Origin of the sequence: uncultured Microbulbifer sp., assembly GCF_947498635.1 — a bacterium.
Lineage (GTDB): Bacteria > Pseudomonadota > Gammaproteobacteria > Pseudomonadales > Cellvibrionaceae > Microbulbifer > Microbulbifer echini.
In genome coordinates this window covers 14030-38900 of sequence record NZ_CANMKV010000016.1, presented here as the reverse complement: position 1 = coordinate 38900, position 24871 = coordinate 14030, and the positions used below count along the sequence as shown (strand labels likewise).

Sequence of the window (24871 nt, the reverse complement as noted above, 5' to 3'; positions counted from 1 at the left end):
ATGAGGTATGTATTACTGGGTAAATTTCAGGAAAAGGAATTCCGATGAAAAATCTCTTGGCCCTTATCTTTTTGACTTTAATTTCCATATCAGTTTGGGCAGACAATACCGGCGCGATAAATGATGCCAAAAACTGGCTACAGGTAATCGATAGAGAAAAGTATCTTGAAAGTTGGGATAACAGTGGACCGCTTTTCCAGCAGTACCTAACTCGTGATAGTTGGTCGGAGAAACTGGCCAGTGTGCGAAAACCATTAGGGAGTTTATTGCTGCGAGAAATGCAGAGTGTTACCGAGACAAATAGCCTGCCTGGGGCCCCCGATGGAAATTATAGTGTTGTGGTCTTTGATAGTCAGTTTGAACATGTGAAAAAAGCGAGTGAAACAGTGACTCTGCAGAAGGTTGGAGGCAACTGGATGGCCATAGGATATTACATCCGTTAACAGAAAAATTTATTAAAAATATTCCAATATAGTCACTATTAACCCGGTTTCATTCTATTGATTCCGGGTTTTTTATGCGTATGAAAGAATAAATTCTGGTGATATGCTCGCTGAGGTTGTTTTTTTAACAGCTGCCTAAAAAAGTAAATAAAAATAGCTAGGTTAGGAATATGAATATCAAAAAAATTTTATTAGCGGGCTCTCTGATAACTGCCTCATCCTTAGCCGTGCCGGCATTTTCTGCTGGACTGGTGTGCCAGCTCAATGTCAAACCTGGAGGGCAAGTAATGGGTAATGGCACTTCCAGTTGTAATGGAATAGATTTTAGTTTCGGAAATTCCACCTCGGGTCGATGGACCATCACAAATATCACCAAGTCCATTGATCGAATTAATTGGGTGAAAGGCTGTAACTCGGGATTATCATGCGGTGTGACGGTTAGGGCTTATGCATTAAATCAAGGTCAGGCATATATTCATTATGTAGATGGTAGTATTGAATATGTGCAGGCAGAAATGTGGTATGAAACTGGACATTAAGTCTGGTGTTTGGCGTCGGTGATCAATCGGCGCCAAATGAATCGATTCCTGTTTAAGAAAATACGTATAAATGACTCGTATTTATACGAGCACTACAGGTGCTAGTTATAAGCTTTTTATTACCAGCCCCCACCAATATCCAGATTCTTTATTGAATTACAGACCCAATCGTCAAGTATGATGGCAAATAGTCCCATCATCGGCTTTTATTAAAGCCATGGAATACAAGGATTACTACAAGATTCTCAGTCTGGAGCGCAATGCTGATCAGGCGGAGATAAAGCGTGCCTATCGTAAGTTGGCGCGTAAATATCATCCAGATGTCAGCAGTGAGAAGGATGCGGAGGAGCGCTTCAAAGAAGTTAACGAAGCTTACGAGGTGCTCAAAGATCCTGAGAAGCGCGCGGCTTATGATCAGTTGGGTGGTGGCTTCCAGTCCGGTCAGGACTTCCAGCCACCGCCGAATTGGGATCAGGGTTTTGAATTCCACGGCGGCGGTTATACCGAGGCCGATAGTGAGGCATTCAGCGACTTCTTTGAAAGTCTTTTTGGTCGTGGTGGCTTCAGTCAGAATTATGGCGGCAGGCAGCGGCGCCAGTATAGCGCGCAAGGTGAAAATACTTATGCGCGTATCGCCATAGACTTGGAAGACAGTTATCGCGGTGGTGCCCGCCAGATCACTCTTAAGCATTCGGTATTGGGCCCTGATGGGCGCCCGCAAATGCAAGAGCGTACCCTCAACGTAAAAATTCCCAAGGGAATTACCGAAGGTCAGCAAATTCGCCTTGCCGGGCAGGGTGAACCGGGCATCGGTGGTGGCAAGCCCGGTGATCTCTATTTAGAAATTAGCTTTAACCCCCATTCTTTGTACCGTACAGAAGCTAAGACGGTCTACTTGGAGTTGCCTTTGGCGCCCTGGGAAATTGCCTTAGGTGCCAAGGTACAGGTGCCCACACCGGACGGCCCGGTTAAGTTGACGATTCCGGCCAACAGTGACAATGGTAAGAGGCTACGCCTGAAAGGACGGGGGATTCCCGCCAAGCAGCCGGGGGATATGTATGTGGTGCTGCAGACGGTAACGCCACCGGCTAATACCGACGCCCAGCGCGATGCTTATCGGCAACTCAGCGAGGCATTCGAATTTAATGCGCGCAAGTCGATGGGGGGCTGAAAATGAAGATCAAAAAATTCGAGCGGGTCACTGGTGTTCTCCTGGATGAAGAGAGCGAACTGAGTCTCAGCGAATTGTGCCGCGCTTGCGGGGTTCCGGCGGAGCGGATTATTGCCCTAGTAGAAGAGGGGGTTATTGAGCCCCGTCAGCGGGAGTCGCAATGGCATTTTAGTGGTATTTGTGTGCGCCGGGTTCGTCGGGCCTACACCCTGGAGAGGGATCTCGGCGTCAATTTGGCAGGCGCGGCCTTGGCTATTGAATTGCTCGAAGAGATTGAGCGACTGCAGGCGCACCTGGCACGATTGGAGCAGCGGCGAAAAAAATAGCTATATCTATCGTCCGGCTTGTAAAAGCGGACCAATCACTTCAATTTTCTCAACCCAGATAACGCCGTTGTAATTCTCAGGCAGGTAATTTAAATCCTCGGGCTGGTAGATAGCGGTAAGACCATACTTGTCACCTCGATGATCCAGCACAATCGCCAAACTGCCGCTGCGGGATATCCGGTCAATAAAGCGGTTGGGCCACCCCCAAAGCGCCCAATGCCAGGTGTTGGGTGCCATGACAATACTGTTGCGACAGGTCTGGGGAATATAGCCACTCCATCCAATCAGCCAATACCCCAGCGCACACTTCTTTGCGCTGTCTCTACTAAAGGCCAGCGCGTCGGGTCGCAGCTCCCGGAGCCTGTGGATTGGCCGAGCGCCGCCGTAGGCCATCAGGCGGGAATTGACGGGTAACTGATACCGGCGCAAGTAGGCATCCAGTTTCTCCGCTTCCGTAGGATCATTGCTTTTAATGTTGAGTAGAAACGGTTTGCCGGGGAATTGCTGCAGGACTTCTTGCAAACTGGGTAGCAGGCCGATGCCCTGGCCGCGAAATGGGAAAGTGATGCCGCCGTCAAAGGTGTAGCCATAGCCGATATCCAAGGTCTTCAGGTTTGCCAAGGAGTGCTCGCGGGTGATGCCAGTGCCATCTGTGCGGCAGTCCAGGGTCCAATCGTGGAATACCGCAAACTCGCCATCGGTGGTGGGGTGGATGTCGATCTCCACAATATCTGCCCCGTTGGCAAAAGCGGCCTCCATCGAGGCGATGGTGTTTTCCAGATAGGCGTGTTGCGGAGGGTAGATACGGGTAGCGGTACATTCGTCCCGCGTCAGATTTTCTCGGTTGTAGGTCTGGTACACGCCTCGGTGGGATATCAAAGTGGGTTTTCCCTGGGGAATTGGGGCCAGCCAGGAAGCATTCATCAGATAGATTATGCCTGCACCGAATAGACCCGCCAGGGTACAGACTTTAAAGATTGTGCTTCGTTGCATTTGAGGAGCCTCGCCACTTATCGGTTATCACCTGCCGCCAATATTAGCTGGCTATAGCCGGTGAAAATGGGCGTGGGGAGGGCAAATTAGGGCGAATTCAGGCGGGAGGGCAGGGTGGCCTGGGGCCACCCCAACTCAAATTACAGGGCGGCCTTAGTAATCGTGCTGATCAGGTAGCCTGTATAGACAAGATAGGCCGTTAAAAGCGCAGCACCCTCCCAGCGGTTGATACGCCCCTGGCCGCGGAAGCCGTAGGCAAAAATGAACAGGGCGATGGTCAGGCCGATGACCATGGGCCAGTCCCTGGAGAGCACTTCAGGCGGTACGCTGGACATGGGGGCAATAGTGCCGGCGATGCCCACTACGGCAAGCAGATTAAACATATTGGAGCCGACCACATTGCCGATGGCGATATCGTGCTCGCCCTTACGTGCGGCCACGATGGTGGCTGCCAGCTCCGGTAGGGAGGTACCCAGGGCGACGATGGTGAGACCAATAATGAGGTCGCTGACGCCGAGTGATTCGGCAATGCTCACCGCGCCCCAAACCAGCATACGAGAGCTGATAATCAACAGTATCAGGCCGGCCACTACCCAGAAGATCGCCCGGCCCAGAGGCATGGAATGTTCTTCCAGCTCACCGGCTACTTCCCCTTCGAGCTGATCGCCCTTGCCGCGCAGGGCGGAGAAAATGCTCCAACCGATAAGAGCGAAGAAGCCCAGAAGAAGGATGATGCCCTCCCAGCGCTCCAATTTGTCATTCCACAGGAAAGCGCCGCTCAACAAAGTGATGGCCAGTAAAAGAGGTAGCTCCTTGCGCACAATCTTTGAGTGTACGGTGAGGGGGATGAGGAGTGCGCTCAGACCGAGGATCAGGCCGGTGTTGGCGATATTGGAACCGTAGGCGTTACCCAGGGCCAGGCCGGGACTGCCGTCCAGGGCGGCGATGGCGGATACCACCATCTCTGGGGCGGATGTGCCGAAGCCAACGATCACCATGCCGATCAGCAGTGTGGGCATTCCGGCGTGCTTGGCTGTGGCTGCGGCGCCCTCAACGAAGCGGTCGGCACTCCAGACCAGCACAATAAAGCCGGCGATAATGGCGAGAGCGGCGAGAAGCATAGGCGATCCTCAATAGATACAGGCGGATTGGGGCATAGCCCGACAAACGGGAGGCGATTGTACCGGCTCTCGGCGCCACAATCAGTGGATTGCCGCGGGGATCGGCGCGATATGTGTAAATAATCGAAAATGTCCCGTCAGTCAGATAGTTCTGCTGCCAGTGTGGGCTACAGTCAATGCATGGCCCGGTAAATCTACGGGATGGCTGAGAGGCTTTGTACCCCGGTGCAAGCTCGCTCAGTTGGTGGAGATGTCGGGTATGTTTACGCGGGTCGCACCGAACCATGAGCGGCGGTTTCCGCGATATCCATGTCACCGGCCACTCGCCGGGTAGTTAGGAGGCCTATATGCAACTCAAAGCTTCAATTGGAATACTGGCCGCTGCGCTGGTGTTGACCCTGTCCGCCTGTGAGCAGAGGAAAAAGGATGAGTCGATGGACAAGAGCGGGATGGGCACTGCCGAAACCGGATGCTGCCAGCATGCGGAAAGCGCCTGTGCCGGCGATGTCACCAAGTCCCAGTGTGACCAGATGAGTGGTAAGTTTCACAAAGACCATATGTGTCGAACGGATAATGGTAAATGTGCCCGTAAAGAGCGCTAGTAATAGCGGGTGTGGCGCGGGGCTAGAGACCTGTGCTGCACCTGCCGTTTCAACTTTCTTTTCACCTTCCCTGTGAATCCTCTCGCTGTCTGCACCCTCAAAGATGTCAAAAACCGGCCTCTCCCTAGATCCTAATGTGACCAGATAATCTCTCTTGGACTGCGGTGCTGGGATACTTGACATTAGTTACATCTGCAACTAACTTCGTTTGCGCTTCAAGTTAACCAGCGTGCAGCCTCGATAATTGGCGCCGCGATGATAAGAGACGGAGGACTGCATGGCCGACTTATTTGAAAACCCAATGGGTCTGAATGGCTTCGAATTTGTAGAATTTACCGCGCCAGAAAAGGGCATTCTCGAGACCGTATTTACGGCAATGGGCTTTGTGAAAGTTGCCCGCCACCGCTCCAAAGATGTGACGCTATGGCGCCAGGGTGACATCAATTTTGTTACCAACTACGAGCCCAACAGTCACGCTTACTATTATGCCCAGGAGCACGGTCCCTCCGCTTGCGGCCTGGCCTTTCGCGTGAAGGACGCCAAGCTCGCCTATGAGGCGGCCCTGGCCAAGGGCGCGCAGCCGGTGGATGTACAGACCGGCCCGATGGAGCTTAAGCTGCCAGCCATAAAAGGTATCGGCGGTGCCACCTTGTACTTGATCGACCGCTACGAGGATGGGAAATCCATCTACGATATCGATTTTATCTGGGAAGAGGGTGTAGACCGCCGGCCCGAGGGCTGTGGCTTCCACACCCTGGACCATCTCACCCACAATGTGTACCGCGGCCGCATGGACTACTGGGCCAAGTACTACGAAGACCTGTTTAATTTCCGCGAGATTCGCTACTTCGATATCAAGGGCGAGTACACCGGTCTGCTGTCTAAGGCCATGACTGCGCCGGACGGCAAGATCCGTATCCCCCTGAACGAAGAGGCGGCCGGTGGTGGCGGTCAGATCGAAGAGTTCCTGATGAAGTACAACGGCGAGGGCATCCAGCATATCGCCTTTGCCTGTGATGATTTGCTGGCTTGTTGGGACCGTTTGAAAGAGCAGGGTATGGAGTTTATGACTCCGCCACCGGAGACCTACTACGAAATGCTGGAAGAGCGTCTGCCAGGCCACGGTGAGCCTACCGAGGAATTCCAGAGCCGCGGTATCCTGCTCGATGGCACCACCGAGGGTGGCCAACCGCGCCTGTTGCTGCAGATTTTTTCTGCCAATATGCTCGGTCCGGTCTTCTTCGAGTTTATCCAGCGCAAAGAAGATGAAGGGTTTGGCGAGGGCAACTTCAAGGCTCTGTTCGAATCCATTGAGCGCGACCAGCTCAAGCGTGGCGTTATTAAAGAAAAGGAATAAAACCGGAGGCTTCAATGGGCATTAAGCGCATTCACCACGTGGCGTATCGCTGCAGGGACGCCAAGGAGACCGTACAATTTTATCGCGATCTTCTCGGTATGGACTTCCAGCTGGCCATTGCCGAAAACGAAGTACCCTCGACCGGTGAGCCGGACCCTTACATGCATGTCTTTATGGATGCGGGTATGGGGAATGTGCTCGCCTTCTTCGAAATTCCCAACTCTCCGGAGATGGGGCGCGATGAGAATACTCCCAAGTGGGTGCAGCACATCGCCTTCGAAGTGGAGTCGATGGAAGAAATGCTCGCGACCAAAGAGCGACTGGAAGCGGCTGGGGTCGATGTACTCGGCCCAACCGATCATACGATTTTCCAATCGATTTATTTCTTCGACCCCAACGGCCACCGCATTGAGCTGGCCGCCAACACCGCCAAGCCCGGTATGCACAGTGAGCTGAAGCGGGTGGCCGAGGATATGTTGGAAGAGTGGTCGCGTACGAAAACCGCCCCGAGGCACGCCGCCTGGATGCACGGGGAAGAAGAATTTGTAGAAAAAATAGAAGGGGAGGCACAGTGAAGTTAGCCAGCCTTAAATCTGGCCGCGACGGCCAACTGGTGGTCGTCAGCGACGACCTTACCCGCATGGTCCCGGCCGGTGATCTCGCACCTAGTCTACAGAGCGCGCTGGATAACTGGGCTGCAGTGAGCGGCGAGCTGGAGAAATTGCACGAACGGTTGCACAACGGTGAAATTGCCGGCGAGCCTTTTGAGCAGAGTCTGTGTGCATCCCCCCTGCCGCGCGCCTACCACTGGGCCGATGGCAGCGCCTATATCAATCATGTGGAACTGGTGCGCAAAGCCCGCGGTGCCGAAGTGCCTGAGAGCTTTTACAGTGATCCACTGATGTACCAGGGTGGCTCCGATACCTTCCTGGCCCCACGCGAGCCGGTCACCATGCCGCAAAGCGAAGGCTTTGGTATCGACTTCGAAGCGGAAATCGCCGTGATCACCGACGATGTGCCCATGGGGGTGTCCGCCGAGGATGCACTCTCCCACATCAAATTGGTGATGTTGGTGAACGACGTTTCACTGCGCGGCTTAATCCCAGCGGAGTTGGCCAAGGGGTTTGGTTTTTACCAGTCCAAGCCCTCCAGTGCCTTCTCGCCGGTGTGCGTGACACCTGAGCAATTAGGTGAAAACTGGCGCGAGGGCAAATTGCACTTGCCGTTGGTTTCGCACTTAAATGGGGAGAAGTTCGGCGAGCCCAATGCGGGTGTGGATATGACCTTCCATTTCGGCCAGTTGATCGCTCACGCGGCCAGAACCCGCCCACTCTGCGCGGGTACCATTATTGGTTCCGGCACTGTTTCCAATAAGTTAGATAACGGGCCGGGTAAACCAGTGACGGAGGGTGGTGTTGGTTATAGTTGTATCGCCGAGATCCGCATGATCGAGACTATCCAGAATGGTTCGCCCAGCACTCCATTTATGGATTTTGGCAATACCATCGCCATTGAGATGTTGGATGGTGAGGGCCAATCTATTTTTGGGCGTATCGAACAGACGGTGGAGCAGATTTAACCCCGCCATTTCGTCAAGGCTAAGATCTTGGAAAAGGACACTCGTTGGGTGTCCTTTTTTTATTTAGACTCCGAGCCGGCGCATGGAGAGCAGCGGCATTTGACGTCGCACCGTGGCCAGTCTTTCAGCATCCAGCCGGGCGGTGATCACAGCCTCCCCCTCGCCGGCTTCAGCGAGCACATCTCCCCAGGGATCAATAATCATAGAATGTCCCCAGGTACGTCTTTTCTCTGAGTGCACGCCGCCCTGGTTGGCCGCAATCACAAAACAGCCATTCTCGATGGCGCGCGCTCGCAATAATGCCATCCAGTGTGCCTGTCCGGTCGCGTGAGTGAACGCCGCAGGCACCACAAAAATTTCCGCGCCAGTTATTGCCAATTGCCGGTAGAGTTCGGGAAAGCGCAGGTCAAAACAGATACTTAGCCCGAGCTGCCCCCAAGGCAAGCTTATTACACAGGGTTCATCACCGGGTTCAATACTGGCGGATTCGCGATAGCTTCCCGTAGCGTCCCCAACTTCCGCATCGAATAGGTGGATTTTATCGTAACGGGCCCGCAACGCACCGCGATCATCATAGAGTAGACACGCCGAGCGACTGCGTCTGCCCTCGGTTGCGGTGCCATTGGCCCGCGTCAATAAAGGCACCGAACCAGCCACTAGCCAGACACCCAGCTCCGCAGCCCAGCGCTGTAGTGCGTGCTGAATAGGCTGTTTGTCTGCGCTGATTTCATCTTTAGGGGAGTAGGGCTCAGCTACGATATAGCTGCTCCCATCTGAGACATGGGCGAAATTCTCCGGTAGCAGTATCAATTGCGCGCCGCGACTAGCTGCTTCCCTAAGTAACTTGTGGGCTTGTGCGAGATTGTCAGAAACATTCTCCCCGCTGGTCATCTGTACCGCTCCGACAGAAAAATCTATCACAGTGCCTTTCCCGATTTTTTTGCAGTTACTACCTCTGCAGTTTCTATAGACTGCAAGGATAGCTAGGATCCGACAGGGGAAAACGCATGTTCACTACCAAGGAAAAGCTATCCATTCGCCAATAAAGCCGAAGAGAACTGTGCGTTGGCCTGATCGTGTAGGCTAAAAACACTTTTATGCTGATATCTTTTAAGCAATTATAAAACTGGATGGTTTTGTATATACAGTTAGCGTAAATAGTAATTACCCTGTTTCTATTGCGCGACTAAAATCTCATTTCATAGTTAAGACGTAACAAGTCTTTCTGCAAATTGACCAAATTTACAAGATGCTGATCAAAAAAGCATTGGTTTAATCAATTAAATTTGACTAGTTGTTCTTCGAGTTTTCTTCCAAACTCAAAGTTTATGCGGCCTATAAAAATAGTGTCAGAGTCGATTTAAAAAGTTCTGGCTTTGCCTTTTTGCTCCGAAACTTTTCTGCTTCAATGCCAGCCATAAGCCAATCTATGGCTTCCACAAAATTCTGTGATGTTTGTTTAAAAGGATTTTCGAATGCCTATCCCTTCTAAAAAATCCTGGAGATAGAAGTGCCAGTTTGGATTGGTAAAACTATTCCTCTTAGGTTTTGCGTTGGTGGGATATAACTTATTGATTTTGTTTGGTTTTTATGGGTTTTCGTGAATGCTAAATTTTCTTGGTTTTGACGTGGGATTGGCTAATAGAGTTTAGCTAAATATTTTAATAATTTTTCAAAAATCTAATAGAAGTTATGGAGAGAAAGCATGCCAATATTAACAGGTAAAAGAGGCGAGCTAACCCGCTCAAAATCCGACATTCTGAAAGCTGGAGGATTGGTTCCCAAGTTAGGCTTGAATGTCCATAAGGGCGGGTTCAGTGGATTTCTCAAGTGTAATAATAAGGTCGACGGTGTAATGGGGTGCAAATGTCCACATATGGATGAAAATTGGCTCTATTACAGGGGCGTAGCCTTGATGCGTGGCTTTGCCTTAGATCCGGGTTTACTTCACGTTCATACAGCATCTAATACCGCTGGTCTTCTTTCGTGGGCTGGGCCGGGTAATCAGAGTTATGCCGGTCAGCAAACTCGATATACTTCACCTGATATGGCTATATTTGGCTGGGAAGATGGTGATGAAGCACTGAAAGAGGTTTATAGAAGGCTCGAGATGCCCAACGCACCTACTAAGCACGCTTTCAATCTCTTTAGACAGCATCAAGTAAAATTTGCCATGAGTCCTGACATGAAAGTGTTGGCAATGGTCGTGAAAAATGGAGTGGAATATAGCTATTTTACACCTATTAAATCAAAAGATATTGAATTTGGTGGCATAGATGAGGGAGGTCTTCAGCCAAAAGAGGATCCAGCACTTAAAATATTGAGATTGAGAAGAATATCGAAAGATTCCATGGAGTATCAAATAGCGCTTGAGAATATTGAGAAGAAGAAGGCGATTGAATCTAAGCCATTTTTAGATCTTGCCCAAAGAGCTCAAGCTGTAAATTTGAAATGGTATCCAGTTAACTTTAGGCTTCCCCAACCATATAGTGGTCTTGGTGTGGGAAGGAAAGAAAAAATAGGACTTTAAAAATTTAATTCAACCGGTCAATGCCTGCCTGAATATTATATTCGGGCACGTTGCCTTCGTTGCTATCGCCAATGTATCGGTTGTTGTGGGGATATAGGCTTAACCTGACAGGAACACGCGTGGGGGCTGTCCAGCAGTCTGTGCTTATTAATAATGAGATTTTTGTCGGGCGATTCAGTTAGTGCTTCGATCCGTAAAAGGTTTGATCACACACACGAAGATAATTCGGGCGGAGTGTGCAAATCCCTATCGGCTTTCTAGAGGAAATATCTCCAGAGGGCGGCGCTGCATGATGACCAGGATAGGATTTCCGAAGCCTGGTTGGGTGTGCAGAACTTCTATGCTGTGAAGCAAAAGTCTTTGGTGGCGTCTTCCCCAATGGGCGCGGTGGCAATACGATTCGTGGTATCAATAACCCACGCAGAGTCAACGGCCAAAGTGGCATTTTCTCTCCGAATGCGCCGGCTCGGGAATTCATTTTGGACCAAACCGGCGGGGCATGCTGAGACAAAAAATTCAGCTTGGGTTACACAAAATATCGCCTTCTTTGATCCCAATGTCGGCGAATTCTGGTTTGAGTCCCGTGCGTCCTTCTTTAACTGGTTCTCCCAGTCATTCTGGTATCAGTCCATGTACGCTGCGGGTTTGAGTGGCAGCTACGCAGTTCGCTCCTATGTCCCCAGAGCTAATAGAAGCTAAGCGATCCGTCATTCCGGGAACCTATATCCGCGTGGTTCCCGGAATCTTTATCTCATTTCATCCCCAGACCCCCATCTATATACCCAGCCCGGCTTTCAATTTGGCCTGATCCGCTGGTCGCTAAAACCCGTATTACGCTGTGCCAGCCGTGTTAAGGTTGGCCAATCGTTTCGAGCACCATTTAGCAGAATTTGTGGAGAGCAGTGTGAAATCTGGCAAGGCCCTTGTGAATCATCTCAAACAGGCATCTGGCTATATTCTGGCCAGCTGGTTACTGGCCCCTATGTCTTGGGCGGCAACAGCAACTGAGCAGCTTCAGGATGTCATTGAAGACCACTGGCAATACAGCTTGCGCGAGGACCCGATTACCGCCGGTCGTATGGGTGTGCCTGATTACAATCGCCAGTTGCCGGGTGTGACTAGCGAGGATAGAACGCGTCGCTTGAAGGCCGAGCAGGAGCTGCTGGAGCGTCTCCAGGCCGTGGACCCCAGAGGATTGAATGATTCCGGTCAGGTCAACCGTGAACTGCTCACTTGGGTATTGGAGAATTCCATCGAGGCTAATGAGCTATTCCTCGAGCGGGTGCCTCTCAATACCTTTTACAGTTTTTATAGTGCGGCCCTGGATGCCAATAGTGGCTTGGCGATGACCCGTGTTGGCGATTACGAGGACTATATTGCCCGTATCCGCGAATTTGGTCGCTTCTTCGATGAGAATATTGCCAATATGCGAGCTGGGATTCGCACAGGCTTTGTCCTACCCAAGATCGTTGTGCAAGGTATTGCGCCTACGGTGCGCGCGCAGGTCTATAAAGATTCCACCAAGAGTAGTTTGTACAAACCCTTCGTGGAAATGCCTTCATCGATCCCGCCCGCAGAGCAGCAACGCTTACGCGATGCCGGTAAAGAGGCCATTCAACAGGTAGCGATTCCAGCTTTTGCCCGCGTGGCGGACTTCCTTGAAGGTGATTACCTCAAAGCCGCTAGTGCAACTATTGGTGCCGAGCAGATGCGTGGCGGTAGAGACTACTATCGCCACAATATTCGCAACTACGTAACACTGGATATGGACCCGGTGCAGATCCACCGTACAGGACTCGCGGAAGTAAAGCGTATCCGTGCGGAAATGGAGGCGCTGATTAAGCAATCTGGCTTCGAGGGGAGCTTTGCAGAATTCACACATTTCTTGCGCACCGACCCGCAGTTCTATGCAAGGACCCCAGAGGAGTTACTGAAGGAAACGGCCTATATCTCCAAGCGTATCGACTATCGGTTGCCGGAATTTTTTAATCTGCTGCCGCGCACTCCCTATGGTGTGGTGCCGGTACCCAGCGAGATTGCCCCCAACTACACCACGGCCTCCTATAATCCCGCGGCGATTGGTGGCACCCGTGGCGGCGCCTACTGGTTGAATACTCACAATCTGAATCAGCGCCCCTTATATGAGCTGCCGGCACTGACACTACACGAAGCCGTACCGGGACATCATTTGCAGAGTGCTCTGTCCCAGGAGCTTAAGAATGTGCCACAGTTCCGCCGCAACCTCTACTTGAGCGCGTTTGGTGAGGGTTGGGCCCTGTACGCCGAACGGCTCGGCAAAGAAATGGGCTTGTATACCACCCCTTACGAACACTTTGGCCGCCTCAGCTATGAAATGTGGCGCGCCGCGCGCCTGGTGATCGATACCGGCATCCACTCCCAGGGGTGGACTCGTCAACAGGCTCTCGGCTTCCTCTCCAGTAATACTTCGCTATCCTCTGCGAATGTGCGTGCCGAAGTGGATCGTTATATCTCCTGGCCGGGCCAGGCCCTCTCTTACAAGATGGGAGAGATTAAGATTCGTCAGCTGCGTGCTCAGGCGGAAAAGGAACTGGGGGATAAGTTTGACCTGCGCGCCTTCCACGATGCATTGTTAAAAAATGGCGCTTTGCCGCTTTCCATGCTGGAAGAACAGATGCAGGGGTTTATTGAAGCGCAGAAGGCTTCTTAAAAATTTATATATAGCCTCGCTCCCTGTAAGGGGCGAGGCTGCGGGGGGTGAACAGGTACTGTCTTGGCAAACGGCTCAGGCAAGTGATTTGAAAGCCTGCTTTTAAAGAAATCCTATCCACCCCATAGAATGGACGTACTTTACTAACATTCCGCCACTCATAAAAACGACTAATCCTCTCAGATAGCCAGGATGTATTTTAAATAGGCAATGTGACCCTAACCATGCGCCTATGACTTGGCCGATCATCATTAGGACACCTACTATCCAAACCACATGCCCGGCAAGTAAAAATACAATTAGAGGGGCTACATTAGTGGAAAAATTTAGTGGTTTTGCTATTGCAGTGGACGTCAATAAATCATGTCCCCGGCAGGTAATCCCTGACAAGGTAAAAAACGAACCGGTCCCTGGGCCGAACATGCCGTCATAGTACCCAATAAATGGAATAACACCATATTTGTATTTTCGACTTGAGACCTTGGGTTCATCATTATGTTGAGTCAGAGAGGGTGAAATGAGAAAGTAAACGGCGATAAATAAAAGCACTAATGGAATTACAAATGACAATATATCAGTATTGATAAATTGTACTGCCCCTGTTCCAAGTGCTGCCCCAATAAAAGCCGACAGCATTAAGCTTTTAATCCCATCCCAGCTTATTTTATTGCTCTTTATCATCATGTAAGTGGCTGTTGCGGTGCCAATACTGCCTTGTAATTTATTGGTACCTAATGCTGCTAAGGGAGGTATACCACTGAGGATAAGGGCGGGCACTGTGATCAGTCCGCCACCACCGGCCAATGTATCAAGCTGGCCTGCAATTACGGCGATAAAAAATAGAATGAACAATAATTCCAATGAGAAGCTCGTCAACTCCAAAAAAGTACTCCCGTTGGTATGTTTCTAAGATTGATGATCGGGTGCGCTTAAGGTTTTTATAGAGTGGCTCCACCGTTGAAATAAATTTCAACGGCATGCTTCTCTTTGAAAGCGCAGTGCGACTATTTCAACTTCATTCATTTCCCTTCCACCACCTCAGAAAATTTTCTCCCACAGAATGTTGGGGCAGGGAGTGCGCGTTTCCTTTAATGCCCTGCTCTTTTTCCATTTCAGTGACTTTTTTATTCGCTGCGCGAAACCAGTTTTCGGGATCTTTGATGCCCTGCAGTAGAGCGTGGCCATAAAGGGCGGAACTGAACCAGGTTCGCTGGGAGTCATCGCTGCAGCCGAAAGAGGTTCTATCGTCGGCGGCGGAAGTGAATACTATACGGTTTGGGGTGCTCAAGGGCTCTATCCACTGGCCCGAATAGCAGGCGGAAATTACTACCCATTGGTACTGTGCATTGAGGTTATCCAGCCATCTCTTAGCGTCTGCTACAGAGAGGTCAATTAACGGCATTTTACCCTCGGCGATGGTCAAATCGCCGTTGCGGGCACCGTGGCTGACAATATGAACGAAAAGTAAGTCCTCTTGTGGATCCAGTAACTGATCCAGGGCGTTGAGACCGTCTTGGATACTGGTGCGGGTGGCGAGGGGAAAACGGTAGCCACCCCCGTTACTGAGGCGCAACACACGCTCGTCAATGTCAAAGGCCTCATCAAGGCGTTCTGCGACCCAGTTTAATTCCCTGGCGAAAACTGGAGAGGTACCATCGCCGCCAACCAGCAGTGTGTATACATCACGCACACCGGGTCTCTGCGAAGCCAGTGTATGAATGGCATTTGTTAAGCGCTCGCTTTCGCTGTACAAGCGGGTTTCCACTTGGGCTGCGGGAATTTCTTTTTGCGCACGCCAGGCGGCCTTATTGGGAAAGTAGTTACCCTTGGCAAAATAGCCTGGCTCTTCAATAGTATTTCCGTCGGTATCGATGCGCACACGCTGGCCTTCCCCGTCCGCTTTTCCGTAGCGGAAGTTGGCCCGGATAATAGTGCCGTCTGGTTGAGTCAGTTCACCTGTACCGGAGTAAAAATTGTACTCAAAGTCACCGGTGTAGCTGTAGCCTTCCTTATCTGAGTAGCTTCCGTGCAGTAACATTCCCTGCTCAAAAGTGCCCTTATAGTGGTTGCCCTCTTCGGTGGTCAGCGCGCCTTCACCGTGGGGTTCCAAGCCCAGGAATTCGCCACGATAAAGCTCACCGTCACCCCACTTTACTTTGCCTTTCTGCAGCCCACCTTCGCTGAATCGACCTGACCATGTGTTTTCACCACAGGTATATCGACCTTCGCCATGACGCACTCCATTGAGAAACTCGCCTTCGTAAACACAGCCATCAGCCTCAGTGAAGAGGCCCTGACCACTTATATGGCCGAGGCGAAACTCCCCGCGGTAGTGATTGCCATCGGGCCACTGCAGCAGGCCCTGGCCGTGGAATAGGCCGTCTTGCAGATCGCCTTTGTATACGGAGCCATCTGGCAGGGCGGTGCCGCCTGAGAACTGTGTCGGCTCGCAGGCGCTGAGAAGAAGAAAAAGCGGGGTTAGACAGGCGTATCTCATTCCGTGATCCATCATTGAGGTTCTGGGCTGAGATTAACAAATTGGCGCCAGCAAAGGTGCCTTAGGTCTTGCTCAGTTGCTCGAATTTAAGCCCGTATTTTTCCAGTAGTTGGCGCACCCGGTGGGAGTCGTTATTGGATTTCTTTGCAGCGCGGCTCACCTGGAAGAGTTTGCGCCCGGCCTCCGCCATGGAGCTGGACGCCTCGCACACCTGAATCAGTCCCGTCAGTTTGATCTGTTCGTAGAAATCCATCTGCTCGGTGCTGCCGGGGCCGAGGAGTGCCTCAATGCGTGCGCGGGGGAGTACGGATTCATCTCGAGGGGCCCGCCATTTGCGTCGCAGTCGCTCGATTTCATCCTCTACCACCGGTGTAGTGATGCGGCCACCGTCGGAAAGGGTGCCCATGCGTAGGATACTGGCATTGAGGTCGCGGAAGTTGGCAGACCAGCTGGCTTCCGCCGAGCGTGCAAAGCTTAAGTAATTCTCCCGCGCCGCTTTGTTGAAACGGATCAGATGGCCGGACTGCCTTGAGAAGGCTTCCAACTCAAAGTCGATATTCGGTTCCAGGTCTTCAATTCGTTCGCGCAGTGAGGGCAGGTGGTAGGTCCACAGATCGATACGGGCCAAAAGGTCCGCGCGAAATTTACCTTCACGGCTGAGCTGTATAAGGTCTCGATTGGTGCCGGCGATCAGCTGGAAGTGACTACTTACCTCTTTATCCGAGCCGAATGGCATAAAGCGTTTGTGCTCGATAGCGCGTAAAAGCATCGCTTGCTCATCCAGCCCCAGTTCGCCGATCTCGTCCAGAAAGAGCAAACCTTTATCGGCTTCCTTCAACAGTCCGGGTCGGTGGGTGGTGGCGCCGGTATAGGCGCCTTTGCGATGGCCGAACAGGGCGGACATGGCGTTTTCACCCCGCAGCGTGGCGCAATTCACCACTACCAGACTACCCTCCAGCTTGCCGCGCTGTTTGCGCAGCTCGAAGACCCGCTGTGCCAGCTGCGATTTGCCCGCACCCGTCGGCCCAGTAATCAGGATGGGCGCATCGGAACGGATGGAGACCTGCTCCAGCTGCTCGATCATCTGGTTAAAAGCCCGGTTGTTGGTCTCAATACCGCCTTTCAGGTAAGTCGTGCCCTCTTGGTGTTCCCGTTGGAAGCGCGAGGCGATCTGGTCGTACTTGGATAGGTCCAGATCAATAATTTGGTATTGGCCAGTTAGGTCACTGTTTTTGTGGGCGGGAGAGGTCTGGAGTAGGCGTCCGGGGAAATATCCCGCCTCGGTGAGTAGGTAGAGGCAGATCTGTACCACATGGGTACCCGTAGTGATATGCACCAGGTACTGCTCTTCATCGGGCCTGAAGGGGTAGGCGCGGGCGAAGTCCAGCAGGTTACTGTAAACACTCTCGAAGTCCCAGGGATCGCCGAAGTTAGCCCTATGGTGGGCGACGTTCGTCTCCGGGGAGACTTGCGCTATATCCGCGGTCACCTGATCGGCCAGACTTTTTGAATGGTTATCGAACAGGAGTTCCAGGCGGTCGATCCGCAGGTCGTGGTGCTGACACATGGAGATATTGGGCCGCCACTTACGCCAGCGCTTGTCGCCCTTGCCGCGCCGGTCCTTGGTGGTACCGAGGATACTGATCACTACTGTCTTCATCTATCTAAAATATTAGAGGACTATCTAAAAAGATAGTTATTAAAAGCCTATCAAGATGCGGAGAATCTCTAAAGCCCCCATCCTTAAAAATATATCTTTTAAAAACAATGGGTTAGAGAATGTTGAGGCACTTGCGTAAAAGTTGGCACCCTATTCGCTATGTTAGTGGTTGGCACCGCGTAGGAAGCGACTGCGCGATTTCATAAGATTTAAAAAGGAGTGCGAGATGAAATCAATGCCGTATGAAGTGATGCAGGAAGGCGGTGCGCCCATCAAATCCTGGACCCTGGGTGTGCCCTTTGAAGAGGAGGCCAAGACACAGCTCAAGAATATTGCGCAGATGCCATTTATTCATAAGTGGGTGGCGGCAATGCCCGATGTACACCTCGGTAAAGGTGCCACCATCGGCAGTGTGGTGCCTACCCTGGGTGCGGTCATCCCCGCCGCCGTGGGTGTAGACATCGGCTGCGGCATGATGGCGGTGCGTACCAGTCTCACAGCGGCACAGTTGCCGGATAATCTGGCGGGCGTACGCAGCGCGATAGAGCGTGCCGTACCCCACGGCCGTACCGGCGGTTTCCGTGGCAAGAGGGCGCGCGATAAGGGTGCTTGGGCAGATACGCCGGATGATGTGCTGGCTGGGTGGACGCCACTGGCAAGCCAGTTTGACGTACTGCAGGAGCAGCACCCGATATTGAAAAATACCAATAATATCAATCACTTGGGAACACTGGGCACCGGTAATCACTTTATTGAGATGTGCCTGGATGAGCAGGGGAGTGTATGGCTGATGCTACACAGTGGGTCCCGTGGTGTAGGAAACCGTATAGGCACCTATTTTATCGAGAAAGCCAAGCGAGACATGGAGCGTTGGCATATCCATCTGCCGGACAGCGACTTAGCGTACTTCCCTGAGGGCACAGAGCATTTTAAGGACTATGTGCAGGCGGTGGGATGGGCGCAGGATTTTGCCCGTATCAACCGTGAGGTAATGATGGCGCGTACCATCGGGGCGGTTAAGCAGGCACTGGGTGTGGAGTTTGAGGCGCGTAGGGAGGCGGTTAACTGCCACCACAATTATGTCTCCCGCGAGCATCACTACGGCAAGGATGTACTGGTGACCCGGAAAGGCGCTGTAAGCGCTCGTGTTGATGAAATGGGCATTATTCCCGGAAGTATGGGGGCCAAGTCTTTTATTGTGAGGGGGCTGGGTAATGAGGAAAGCTTCTGCAGCTGTAGCCATGGTGCCGGCCGGGTGATGTCGCGCACCAAGGCAAAAAAACTGGTCTCCCTGGAGGAGCACCGCGCGGCTACCGCCGACGTGGAGTGCCGTAAAGACGAAGGTGTAATCGATGAAACCCCATCGGCCTACAAACCTATTGAAAAGGTTATGGCAGCACAGAAAGATCTGGTGGAAATCGTCTACACCCTCAAGCAGGTAGTCTGTGTTAAAGGATGATGCAGCAACAATCTGGAGACAGCTTGGCCGGTAATAGGAAGGGCATGCCGCAAGATGGGCCCCAAGAGGCCCATTTTCGGAAGCGGATTTGTGTGTTTTTTGCTTTGTCGGTGGGTCCGCTCTTGAGTGCCGGCCAGGCACTAACATCGCTGCTGACAAGTGTACCCACTGGGTCAACCCTAAAACGCCAGCGTTGTAGCTCAATAAGAGAGAGCAATGGAATCTATCGGTTTGTGGCGAATTCGAATCCCACACAAAGAGACGCTCTTTAGTGAAACCTGCTCGGAGCCCACAGAGCGCCTTAATTCTGGTAACTTGGCGTCACATTGACTGCCAGGGAAGAAGGTACGCTGGTGCCAGCGCCGGTTTGCAGCGCACGAGTAAATGACAAGTTTGCCTTAATTCTTAGGCCAGAAATTATGGCTGACCTGTTTAGGATGGGCATAAAGGAATAGCGCAAAATCGCTGTCTTTCGCTGTCGCCATGTGCAGGTGTTAGACACATTTTGTGGCTGGATGAGCCACTCGAAAAAGATAAAAAGATAAGAGATCGAATAAATGAAATCTTTCTTTAAATTATGGAAGATTGTGAATATAGCAGACAGTGAGCGTGCGCTGCTATTTCGCCGCAGCCGTTTTGACGCGGTATTGCCCCCTGGGCGACATCGTATATCCCTGCTCTCGGGAGATGTTCGGGTGGAAACTTACGATGTTGCAGAAGTCAATTTTGATGCGATCAAGGCGAAATTTCTCCTGGATAATTATGGTGAAATTCTCGGCGAGTACGTAAAATCCTACGAGCTGTCGGATCATCAGGTAGGTCTTTTTTATCGCGACGGTCACCTAGTCGATATCCTCCCCCCCGGTACTTTTCGCGCAGTTTGGAAAGGCGGGAAAGTTGTAAGGGTGGGTATTGTGGATATTGCGAAGGAATATACTGTCGATGAAAAAGTACTGACTTTACTCGGTCGTGGTGTTCGCGCAGGTCAGATGCGTATCGCCGCTCAGGCAATTAGCTACAACGAAATTCCCAACGAACATATTGGGCTGTTGGTTGTTAATGGCAAGCTGAAAAAAATCCTGCAACCGGGTAGTTACGGTTTTTGGAAATATAACCGTTCTATTGCGGTGAAATTATTAGATATGCGCTTGCAGACGATTCAGATCAGCGCTCAGGAAATTTTAACCAAAGATCGAATAAGCTTGCGCATTAATCTGAGTGGCAACTTTAGAATTACTCAGCCACAAAAAGTGGCATTGAAACTTAATGACTATAAGAACTTCATTTATCGGGAATTACAGTTCAGTCTACGAGAAGCGGTAGGTACTCAGACGCTGGACAGCCTGTTGGCGGATAAAGATCGTTTGAACATTGTTATTGCTACCGATATCCGCGAAAGATTGGCGGAGAACGGTATTGATATAGCTAGTGTTGGAGTGAAAGATATTATTTTGCCCGGCGATATGAAGATGATTCTTAGCCAGGTAGCGGAAACGCACAAGGAGTCTGAGGCGAATTTACTCACGCCTCTCGAAGAGACAAAGGCCGTGTGTTCTTTGCAAAATACAGCCAAGGTGATGGATGGCAGCCCCGTCTTACCGCATTTGAAAGAATTGGAGTCTTTGAAAAAAATCAGTGCATGTATCGATAAAGCTTCCGTACATGACGGCCTTGATGGTGAATTTATTGATTCAGTAAAACTTCGCCCCACCGCGTGAATCCAAAGTGGAGGCATTCAAAAAAAGTATTCATTCGTCGCCAATGAATGTCCTGGAGGTTGAGGTGGGCGGCGCCCAGAGGAAGGTTGGCGCTCAGATTTTGCGGATTTTCCTCACTTTGTCCTGGTATCTTGGATATCGTTTCATCTTCAAACTATTCGTGCAGGCTGTAAAAATTCGGTCTATTACGGAAGCACCAACGGAATTTTGGCGTATCGGTAGGTGATCGATAATTTGGTTCTGTCTGTGACCCAAGATGGCTGTGGCCGGTTTTGTAGGCTGGAGTCAAGCCAGAATTTTCTGATAAGTATTCAGGTGAGCCGCTAGAGAATCGGTACCGGAATAAATCTGTGAGCATTGGATGATGGGAATTGAGGGCTATACTAACTGATATCGAAGAAAAGCAATAATGATTATCCCGGATATTATCTAAGCTATTTTTTATGATGTTTCTTTCCTGAAATTATGGCAATCCCTTTGTACGCATAGATAGTCACCAACACTTTTGGCGTTATGATCGCGGCGACTATTTTTGGATTGACGAACAGTTATCTGTGTTGCAACGGAATTATCAGCCTAAAGACTATATGCCATTTATGCAAAAACATGGCATTAAGCATTCGGTACTCATTTAGGCCGCGGAAACAAAGAGTGAAACCGAACTTACGCTTTCAAGGCGTTACCCAGGATTGCACATAGTGATTGATCACGGTGGCAAGCCGGATCTCCACATTAAAAGTCCTACTTTTTGGTTTAGGCAGATAGAGGAACTGGCCAAAAGCCCAAATATTTTTTGCAAATTTCCGACTTGCGAATTCCCGCTGAGCCGCGGGCCATGTCTATTGCTATCGAGCCCTATTTCCAGCATATTCTCCAATGCTTTGTTGCTCAGCGTGTTATGTGGGGCAGCAATTAGCCGGTAGTGAATATCGTGAGCACTTTCTCCGACTGGTTTTGCGTTAGCAAGCAGTTATTGAGCTGTTTAGACCCGGTACAGCAAGATGCGATCTATAGTGGCAGTGCAAAAAATTCTACCCGTTGGATAGCTAAAGAGTGTGTTACGGAAAGGAAATCTCTGGATACTTCTGCAATAGATCGAAGGCTACAACAAACGGCCAAAAAAAGTTGCAGAGATTCCCGTATTATGAACAAGACAAGGTACTCGGAATGATTGTTGCTTTACAGATTGTAAGCCCTACTGGCTTTTTTCTAATAAGCCGGTGACCTCGCCCTTTGGATTAAGTTTGGTGTGCAAATTAACGTAAACTTTTCCATTCATTAAATCTGCACGATACTGTTCTTCCACAAGCCATTGCGCTGTAATAGCCCCACTGGTGCCCATGGAACATTTGGTCTCCAGCCCTTTGCGGCCTTGATTATCCTTAGTTGCCGGCCAGTCTGGTGTGGCGCCTGGTTTCGTCGGCATGCCACAGATGGTTTGAATGACGGGCGCGCTGGGGCTGCCCGGTTTACAGATTGGGGGTTCTTTACCTTCGCCGGCACAGCGCAGGTGAAAATGCGACATGGACATTCCTGATCCAGAGAGATCTTTGTATCCAATCATAAAATTCAACCTATTGGTTTTCTGATTATAAACACCCAAAAAATACCCGCGGGCATTGGCTGGTGTCTGCTTGTCCACAGGGGTGTTGCTGAGTGTTTTCTCTTCCGCTGGAGTGAGTGAAGCTCTGAAAATAGTTAAACTTTCACTATTACCTGCCTCTGACCAGGCGCCATGATCAGAGGACTGTTTGGATGCGGTGGATTTTTTTTCGTTCTTGTTGTGATTATCGGCAAGTGTTATAGCGGGATAGGTGAGCGCGAGTAGCGCCAGTATGAAAAAGTTGGCCCGGAATAATGCGCTGAGCTTCATAAACCTCTCCTGTTTAATGATGATAAGTTCACTTGGTATGGCAAAGGTTGGGGAGCCGGGCCACTAAAATTGCATTTTTGTTGCCACTTTTATCTGCACATAATGGAATTGGCCCGCGATACCTTCGTGAGGCATAAAGACTTTTAGCATATAGGGAGCGTTTTGCCTGTTCGCAGGTAACATTAACAGCGGGATTTCTAGATCCTGGGCATCAATTCAGTCTGAATGGGGTACGCACTTGGAAGCGTGGAGGTTCTGCTATGACTTTATGGGCGAATTGCCAGAATCATCTGCCACTAAAAATTTTTGATAAAACGTTTCAGTCGCTGAACGAGCGAGCATGCGCCAATAGCTCTGTTGCTATCTATTCTTCGCAGGACAATTGAAAATATCTGCGCCCTATTAGCCTGTCTCTCTCCAAACCAGCTCGCGCTCACGGGCATAGAGGGGAATAAAATCGAACTGCACTTCGGTGCCACCCTCCTCGCGTCGGCGAATAGTCATCTTGCCGTTCAAGTTGCTGGCGCGTTCCTGCATGATCGACATGCCGAAGTGATTGCGTTTTTCCGGTGCGTTGCCGATGCCGATGCCGTTGTCACGGATGCGCACATTGAGAGATTGGTTATCGGCCTGGGTCAGGCTGATCTGCACCATGTCTCCTTGGGAGTGGTAGACCGCATTTTGCGAGGCTTCGCGCACCAGCTGTAGCAGATGAATTTCCTCGTGCGGGGTGAGGGGTACCTCGTCCAGGTGGTAGTCGAGCAGAATGGTGATCTGCGGGTGCTGCTCCCGGTAGGCAGAAATGGACTGTTCCAAAATATTGCGCAGGCCGCCGGGACCTATCTGTAGCCGGAAGGTGGTGAGCAGTTCCCGCAGTTGGCGGTAAGAGGAATCCAGACCCTCTTTAAGCTCGGTGATAATCTCCTCCACCTTAGCTTTATCCACCTGCTCGCTGCGGTTAGCGCGATTGAGTCGTGTCACCTGAATTTTTAGATAGGAAAGGGATTGGGCCAGTGAGTCGTGCAATTCCCGCGCGATAATCGCGCGCTCATCCAGCAGGGCCATACGGCGTTCCTGGGCCTCGCGCTCATTGATCGCGATAGCCGCGGTGACACTGTCGGCAAAGGTGGCCAGGCGCTGTTGCTGCTCTTCGTCGAGACTGTTGCCTCTGGGCAGCGTACACATCAGTACGCCGTAGTTGCGTTTGTCCACCTCCAGGGGGAAGCGGTACACGCGGAAATTACCTTCATCGGAGGGACCGCAGGTACTCACACAGACACGGCACTCATTCCCGCTGCACTGTCTGTTGCTGTAACCCTCTACCAAGTGTTCGTAGGGGGCCTCGCCCTCAGGCGTCATCAGGCATAAATCCAGATTGCTGAGGTCGGCCACGTTGGCGAATTCGCCCAGCCACTGCCCCAGTTCTGCGCCGGCCAGGGGTCCCTCGCTGATACGCCGCGCCAAACGGTACTGAAAATCCAGCGCTTCGTGGCTCTTCTGCAGCTGTGCGGTCTTCAGCTCGACACGATGGGCCAGGTCCCGGTGGGTCGCATGGATCTCGTCGCTCATATAATTGATGGTGCGCGCCAGCACCCCCAGCTCATCTTCGCTGTCGATCTCCAGACGATGCTGGTTGAAGTCCCCCTGGGCAATGCTGAGGGAGCGGTTGGTCAGTTGCTTGAGAGGCTGTTCGACGGAGCGGTGCAAAATATAAAGGGAGAGGTACACCAGTGCGACTATGGAGAATAGGGAAGCTACCTGCACCAAGCGCAATAGGCTGATTTTTTCCTCGGCGATGGTCTGGTAGTCGAGTACCAGGGTATCTACATCTGCGATAAAAGGCTCTAAATGTGTCGCCAGTTGCAGTGAGTCCATGGAACTTTGGCCGGCCGCGATGGACTCCAGCAGCGGGCGAATCTCCCCCTCCCAGCTCTCGAGTACCTTGCGGTAGTTGTGCGCTGCGCGCAGGTTGTCGCTGGCGTTGAAGTCGGAAATACTCAGTACCCGCGTCAGGCGCAGAGTGACCTCATTGGCCAATGTGGCTGTGGCCTCACTGTCACCGGATGGGGCTGTTGCTGCGAGCCGGTAATTCATGGCACGCAGAGAGCCGGCCAGATTCACTGCGGCGGCATCGTTTTCGGCGGCGTCAGAGATAATGTATGAGGCCACCATGGAGCTGAGGGCCACGAGTACGGTGAGCAGCATCAGAGTGCCGATGCGGTAGACGATGGATTGTCGTATTCGGTTCAGCATATCTCGTTCACTCGGCCTTCGGGCGATTCTGGGTTGTCCCTATCTGGGTTGTCCCTATTGT

At 51.4% G+C, this 24871-nt stretch carries 21 protein-coding genes and 1 pseudogene; 14 read left to right on the top strand and 8 right to left on the bottom strand.

All coding sequences use genetic code 11. The annotated features are described in order from the left end of the window. The first annotated feature begins 44 nt into the window (after window positions 1–44). From Q1A69_RS10230 to Q1A69_RS10215, 4 genes are all read left to right on the top strand, one after another. A complete protein-coding gene (locus tag Q1A69_RS10230) occupies window positions 45–443 on the top strand; it encodes a DUF4019 domain-containing protein (protein ID WP_299584863.1) in 399 nt (132 codons plus the stop codon). Between the two features lie 170 nt (window positions 444–613). Then, on the top strand, window positions 614–982 hold the full coding sequence (locus tag Q1A69_RS10225; RefSeq protein WP_299584862.1) for a hypothetical protein: 369 nt from the start codon (window positions 614–616) through the stop codon (window positions 980–982). A 217-nt stretch (window positions 983–1199) separates the two neighbouring features. Then, window positions 1200–2153 carry a DnaJ C-terminal domain-containing protein gene (locus Q1A69_RS10220; protein ID WP_299584861.1) on the top strand — a complete coding sequence of 318 codons (954 nt, stop codon included), beginning with the start codon at window positions 1200–1202 and terminating at the stop codon, window positions 2151–2153. 2 nt (window positions 2154–2155) lie between these two features. Continuing rightward, window positions 2156–2479 carry a chaperone modulator CbpM gene (locus Q1A69_RS10215; protein WP_299584860.1) on the top strand — a complete coding sequence of 108 codons (324 nt, stop codon included), beginning with the start codon at window positions 2156–2158 and terminating at the stop codon, window positions 2477–2479. A gap of 6 nt (window positions 2480–2485) precedes the next feature. On the opposite strand, the gene Q1A69_RS10210 is transcribed toward Q1A69_RS10215, so the two are convergent. Together Q1A69_RS10210 and Q1A69_RS10205 are read right to left on the bottom strand one after the other, a co-directional pair. Further along, window positions 2486–3472 (bottom strand): glycerophosphodiester phosphodiesterase family protein, encoded by a 987-nt coding sequence (locus tag Q1A69_RS10210; protein ID WP_299584859.1) that lies wholly within the window; start codon window positions 3470–3472, stop codon window positions 2486–2488. A 140-nt stretch (window positions 3473–3612) separates the two neighbouring features. Then, window positions 3613–4593, bottom strand: a complete 981-nt coding sequence (locus tag Q1A69_RS10205; protein WP_299584858.1) for a calcium/sodium antiporter — start codon at window positions 4591–4593, stop codon at window positions 3613–3615. Between the two features lie 347 nt (window positions 4594–4940). Between Q1A69_RS10205 and Q1A69_RS10200 the strand changes: the two genes are divergently transcribed. The 4 genes from Q1A69_RS10200 to Q1A69_RS10185 all read left to right on the top strand — a co-directional run bounded on the left by Q1A69_RS10200 (window position 4941) and on the right by Q1A69_RS10185 (window position 8131). Further along, window positions 4941–5195, top strand: coding sequence for a hypothetical protein (locus tag Q1A69_RS10200; protein WP_299584857.1), 255 nt, complete (start codon window positions 4941–4943; stop codon window positions 5193–5195). Between the two features lie 277 nt (window positions 5196–5472). Continuing rightward, on the top strand, window positions 5473–6552 hold the full coding sequence (gene hppD / locus Q1A69_RS10195; protein ID WP_299584856.1) for a 4-hydroxyphenylpyruvate dioxygenase: 1080 nt from the start codon (window positions 5473–5475) through the stop codon (window positions 6550–6552). A 14-nt stretch (window positions 6553–6566) separates the two neighbouring features. Next, the gene (locus Q1A69_RS10190) at window positions 6567–7127 is read left to right on the top strand and encodes a VOC family protein (protein WP_299584855.1); all 561 of its coding nucleotides are present in this window, start codon (window positions 6567–6569) and stop codon (window positions 7125–7127) included. Further along, window positions 7124–8131, top strand: a complete 1008-nt coding sequence (locus Q1A69_RS10185) for a fumarylacetoacetate hydrolase family protein (RefSeq protein WP_299584854.1) — start codon at window positions 7124–7126, stop codon at window positions 8129–8131. The genes Q1A69_RS10190 and Q1A69_RS10185 overlap by 4 nt, the downstream gene beginning before the upstream one ends. A 63-nt stretch (window positions 8132–8194) precedes the next feature. On the opposite strand, the gene Q1A69_RS10180 is transcribed toward Q1A69_RS10185, so the two are convergent. Beyond that, the gene (locus tag Q1A69_RS10180) at window positions 8195–9052 is read right to left on the bottom strand and encodes a carbon-nitrogen hydrolase family protein (protein ID WP_299584853.1); all 858 of its coding nucleotides are present in this window, start codon (window positions 9050–9052) and stop codon (window positions 8195–8197) included. A gap of 784 nt (window positions 9053–9836) precedes the next feature. Between Q1A69_RS10180 and Q1A69_RS10175 the strand changes: the two genes are divergently transcribed. The 3 genes from Q1A69_RS10175 (at window position 9837) to Q1A69_RS10165 (ending at window position 13350) form a co-directional block, all read left to right on the top strand. Next, window positions 9837–10661 (top strand): hypothetical protein, encoded by an 825-nt coding sequence (locus tag Q1A69_RS10175; RefSeq protein ID WP_299584852.1) that lies wholly within the window; start codon window positions 9837–9839, stop codon window positions 10659–10661. A 345-nt stretch (window positions 10662–11006) separates the two neighbouring features. Continuing rightward, window positions 11007–11360 (top strand): YopT-type cysteine protease domain-containing protein, encoded by a 354-nt coding sequence (locus Q1A69_RS10170; protein WP_299584851.1) that lies wholly within the window; start codon window positions 11007–11009, stop codon window positions 11358–11360. 205 nt (window positions 11361–11565) lie between these two features. Then, window positions 11566–13350 (top strand): DUF885 family protein, encoded by a 1785-nt coding sequence (locus Q1A69_RS10165; RefSeq protein ID WP_299584850.1) that lies wholly within the window; start codon window positions 11566–11568, stop codon window positions 13348–13350. Window positions 13351–13452: 102 nt separating this feature from the next. Here the strand turns inward: Q1A69_RS10165 and Q1A69_RS10160 are convergent, their stop codons facing one another. The 3 genes from Q1A69_RS10160 to rtcR form a co-directional block, all read right to left on the bottom strand. Beyond that, window positions 13453–14232 carry a TSUP family transporter gene (locus tag Q1A69_RS10160; RefSeq protein WP_299584848.1) on the bottom strand — a complete coding sequence of 260 codons (780 nt, stop codon included), beginning with the start codon at window positions 14230–14232 and terminating at the stop codon, window positions 13453–13455. A gap of 133 nt (window positions 14233–14365) precedes the next feature. Next, window positions 14366–15847, bottom strand: a complete 1482-nt coding sequence (locus Q1A69_RS10155) for a C13 family peptidase (protein ID WP_299584846.1) — start codon at window positions 15845–15847, stop codon at window positions 14366–14368. A gap of 61 nt (window positions 15848–15908) precedes the next feature. Continuing rightward, window positions 15909–17507 (bottom strand): RNA repair transcriptional activator RtcR, encoded by a 1599-nt coding sequence (gene rtcR, locus Q1A69_RS10150; protein WP_299584844.1) that lies wholly within the window; start codon window positions 17505–17507, stop codon window positions 15909–15911. 226 nt (window positions 17508–17733) lie between these two features. Between rtcR and Q1A69_RS10145 the strand changes: the two genes are divergently transcribed. The 3 genes and pseudogenes from Q1A69_RS10145 to Q1A69_RS20360 form a co-directional block, all read left to right on the top strand. Beyond that, window positions 17734–18966, top strand: coding sequence for an RtcB family protein (locus tag Q1A69_RS10145; protein ID WP_299584842.1), 1233 nt, complete (start codon window positions 17734–17736; stop codon window positions 18964–18966). Between the two features lie 557 nt (window positions 18967–19523). Beyond that, window positions 19524–20684 (top strand): slipin family protein, encoded by a 1161-nt coding sequence (locus Q1A69_RS10140; RefSeq protein WP_299584840.1) that lies wholly within the window; start codon window positions 19524–19526, stop codon window positions 20682–20684. A gap of 683 nt (window positions 20685–21367) precedes the next feature. Further along, window positions 21368–21607: pseudogene (locus Q1A69_RS20360) on the top strand (hypothetical protein); the annotation flags it as partial. A 272-nt stretch (window positions 21608–21879) separates the two neighbouring features. Here Q1A69_RS20360 and Q1A69_RS10135 read toward each other — a convergent pair. Together Q1A69_RS10135 and Q1A69_RS10130 are read right to left on the bottom strand one after the other, a co-directional pair. Next, the gene (locus Q1A69_RS10135) at window positions 21880–22557 is read right to left on the bottom strand and encodes a CHRD domain-containing protein (protein ID WP_299584838.1); all 678 of its coding nucleotides are present in this window, start codon (window positions 22555–22557) and stop codon (window positions 21880–21882) included. A gap of 402 nt (window positions 22558–22959) precedes the next feature. Further along, a complete protein-coding gene (locus tag Q1A69_RS10130) occupies window positions 22960–24810 on the bottom strand; it encodes a histidine kinase (protein WP_299584836.1) in 1851 nt (616 codons plus the stop codon). Window positions 24811–24871: the final 61 nt, after the last annotated feature.

Coding starts and splice junctions, on each gene's coding strand:
- Q1A69_RS10230 (WP_299584863.1), top strand. CDS start 45: ATGAAAAATCTCTTGGCCCTTATCTTTTTGACTTTAATTTCCATATCA.
- Q1A69_RS10225 (WP_299584862.1), top strand. CDS start 614: ATGAATATCAAAAAAATTTTATTAGCGGGCTCTCTGATAACTGCCTCA.
- Q1A69_RS10220 (WP_299584861.1), top strand. CDS start 1,200: ATGGAATACAAGGATTACTACAAGATTCTCAGTCTGGAGCGCAATGCT.
- Q1A69_RS10215 (WP_299584860.1), top strand. CDS start 2,156: ATGAAGATCAAAAAATTCGAGCGGGTCACTGGTGTTCTCCTGGATGAA.
- Q1A69_RS10210 (WP_299584859.1), bottom strand. CDS start 3,472: ATGCAACGAAGCACAATCTTTAAAGTCTGTACCCTGGCGGGTCTATTC.
- Q1A69_RS10205 (WP_299584858.1), bottom strand. CDS start 4,593: ATGCTTCTCGCCGCTCTCGCCATTATCGCCGGCTTTATTGTGCTGGTC.
- Q1A69_RS10200 (WP_299584857.1), top strand. CDS start 4,941: ATGCAACTCAAAGCTTCAATTGGAATACTGGCCGCTGCGCTGGTGTTG.
- hppD (WP_299584856.1), top strand. CDS start 5,473: ATGGCCGACTTATTTGAAAACCCAATGGGTCTGAATGGCTTCGAATTT.
- Q1A69_RS10190 (WP_299584855.1), top strand. CDS start 6,567: ATGGGCATTAAGCGCATTCACCACGTGGCGTATCGCTGCAGGGACGCC.
- Q1A69_RS10175 (WP_299584852.1), top strand. CDS start 9,837: ATGCCAATATTAACAGGTAAAAGAGGCGAGCTAACCCGCTCAAAATCC.
- Q1A69_RS10155 (WP_299584846.1), bottom strand. CDS start 15,847: ATGAGATACGCCTGTCTAACCCCGCTTTTTCTTCTTCTCAGCGCCTGC.
- rtcR (WP_299584844.1), bottom strand. CDS start 17,507: ATGAAGACAGTAGTGATCAGTATCCTCGGTACCACCAAGGACCGGCGC.
- Q1A69_RS10145 (WP_299584842.1), top strand. CDS start 17,734: ATGAAATCAATGCCGTATGAAGTGATGCAGGAAGGCGGTGCGCCCATC.
- Q1A69_RS10140 (WP_299584840.1), top strand. CDS start 19,524: ATGAAATCTTTCTTTAAATTATGGAAGATTGTGAATATAGCAGACAGT.
- Q1A69_RS10135 (WP_299584838.1), bottom strand. CDS start 22,557: ATGAAGCTCAGCGCATTATTCCGGGCCAACTTTTTCATACTGGCGCTA.
- Q1A69_RS10130 (WP_299584836.1), bottom strand. CDS start 24,810: ATGCTGAACCGAATACGACAATCCATCGTCTACCGCATCGGCACTCTG.